The organism is Actinacidiphila sp. bgisy167, from assembly GCF_965342175.1.
Taxonomy (GTDB): domain Bacteria; phylum Actinomycetota; class Actinomycetes; order Streptomycetales; family Streptomycetaceae; genus Actinacidiphila.
The window spans coordinates 1-2,267 of sequence record NZ_CBDRBL010000184.1 but is presented as its reverse complement, the minus strand read 5'-3'; the positions used below and the strand labels follow the sequence as shown (position 1 = coordinate 2,267).

The following is a 2,267-nucleotide window of genomic DNA, read 5'->3' as shown; positions in this document are numbered from 1 at the left end:
CCCCCCCCCGGGTCGCCGCCGGCGAGAGCGGCCCGGTGGGCGGCGAGGGCCCGCCGGACGCCGTAGGCCAGATTGACGGCGGTCGGCCGCGCGTGGGCGAGGGACGCGGCGGCGTCCTCCACGTCGTAGCCGCGGGCGGCGGCCAGGGCGACGCCGTAGGCGCCCGCGATGCCGAGCAGGGGGGCGCCACGCACGGAGAGACCCTGGATCGCCTCGACCAGGGCGGGAACGTCCGTGCAGACCAGCTCCACTTCCTCGGCGGGCAGCCTTGCCTGGTCGAGAAGAACGAGGACGGGACCTTCCGGCGGCTCCTCCCAGCGCAGTACCGGCAGGGGCTCGCCGGGATTGTCTTGTGAACCTTTGGCCACAGTAACCACGTGCTGATCACCCATCTACTCAGTCTGCCCTGACCGGCAGCACGTTTAGAACGGTTGCGGCGCTCCGCATCCGCAGGCACACACCCGCATCCCCCGTGGCACGATGGCCACCGTCCCGCCGTTGGACGGGTACGTAGCGCAGTAGCGAAGGAGCGACGATGAACGACTCTCCGGGCTGGGCCTCGCCCGGATCCTCGCCCTCCGGCGAACCGGGCCGTACGGACGGTGCCGGTGCGCCGCAGGACGCTGCGCCGCAGAACTGGTCCCCGCGGCAACCGCCCCCAGGACAGTGGCAGGCCGCCCGCAGCTGGGGCGCCCCGCCGCCCCCGCCGCCCGCCGGCCCCGTCTGGGGCAGCCCCGCGCCCTCCGGTTGGCAGCAGCCGCACTGGGGTGCCCCGCCGGTGCCCAAACCCGGTGTCATCCCGCTGCGGCCACTGGGCATCGGCGACGTCCTCGAAGGAGCGGTCGCCACGATGCGCGCACATTGGCGCACCGTGCTCGTCATCTCGTTCCCGGTGTCCCTGCTGACCCAGGGCGCGATGCTGCTGCTCCAGAGGGTCATGCTCGACGACACCAAGACGCTCGACTCCCTGCAGGGTGACGACGTCTCGTTCGGCGAGGCCATGCGTGTTTTCGGCGGCACCCTGGCCGCCGGGGGGCTCGCCACGGTCGTCACGCTGCTCGGCGTCGTCATCGCCACAGCGATGCTCACCATGGTCGTCAGCCGCGCCGTGCTCGGCCGGCCGGCCACGCTGGGCGAGACCTGGTCCGACGCCCGTGGGCGACTGCCGCGTCTGCTCGCGCTGGTGCTGCTGCTCAGCCTGATCGTGGGCGGTGTCATCGCTGTCGGCGTCGCCCCCGGCATCCTTGTGGCGCTCGGCGGCGCCACCACCGCGGGTCTCGGCCTGGCCTTCCTCGGCGGGGTCGTCGCCCTTGCCGTGGCCGTCTGGCTGATGATCCGCTTCAGCCTCTCCTCACCCGCTCTGATGCTGGAGAAACAGGGTGTCCTGAAGTCGATGGCCCGGTCCGGCAAGCTGGTCCGGGGCTCGTGGTGGCGGATTCTGGGCATCCAGGTGCTCACCCTGATCGTCGTCTCGCTCGTCTCGTCGATCGTCCAGATCCCCTTCTCGGTGGTCGGGATGCTCGCCAGCGGCGACAGCCTGGCGGCATTCGCCACGGGTGACCAGGCGGCTCTCGGCTGGACGTATCTCATCCTCACCGGGATCGGCGCCGTCATCGGATCCACCATCACCTTCCCCGTCCAGGCGGGCGTCACCGCTCTGCTCTACATGGATCAGCGGATCCGCCGCGAGGCCCTCGACATCGAACTGGGCCGTGCCGCCGGCATCCCCGGCTACACCGACGGTCCCGGAGCGAGCGCACGCGGAAACAGCCCGGCCGTCGAAGGCTGACGCCGGCGAGTGCCGAACCCGCTCAACAAAAGATCGACCCACCTGCTGACCACCGCCTCCGGGGCACACCCCGGAGGCGGTGGTCGTCTTTCTGCGACCGAGGACACGCGTTCCGTGACCGGGGCCGAAGACCCCAGGAGCAGCTGCATGTCTCCATGAGCGACCTGAACCAGCACCAGGTGGCCTCGCGCCCCGCGGACGGAGGGCCGACAAGAAAGCCGCCAAGGCCGCTCGGCGGACGTCACCCCCACCGACGAGACCACGACCCGGCTTTCCTCGCTGCCCACTCCCGCTTGCCCGACCATTCAGTGGGTCCGCAGCCCAGGGTGAATGGTGTCCGCCGCAGCCGCCGAGCAGGCACGCCCCACGCACACACGCCCCACAGCGTTCTCAGGCCGAGGGTGCGGCTGCCCCAGAGAGAACAAGCGCAGAGAGAACACAGGACAACGCAAAAAAGCCCCGGTTCCCGAGTCGATAA

1 protein-coding gene and 1 pseudogene are annotated in these 2,267 nt (G+C 71.0%); one reads left to right on the top strand and one right to left on the bottom strand.

The features are described 5' to 3' along the window. Window positions 1-392: pseudogene (locus tag ACRWND_RS30625) on the bottom strand (S-methyl-5-thioribose-1-phosphate isomerase); the annotation flags it as partial. Window positions 393-535: 143 nt separating this feature from the next. Here ACRWND_RS30625 and ACRWND_RS30620 point away from each other — a divergent pair. Next, on the top strand, window positions 536-1,789 hold the full coding sequence (locus tag ACRWND_RS30620) for a hypothetical protein (protein WP_431955205.1): 1,254 nt from the start codon (window positions 536-538) through the stop codon (window positions 1,787-1,789). Window positions 1,790-2,267: the final 478 nt, after the last annotated feature.

Coding starts and splice junctions, on each gene's coding strand:
- ACRWND_RS30620 (WP_431955205.1), top strand. CDS start 536: ATGAACGACTCTCCGGGCTGGGCCTCGCCCGGATCCTCGCCCTCCGGC.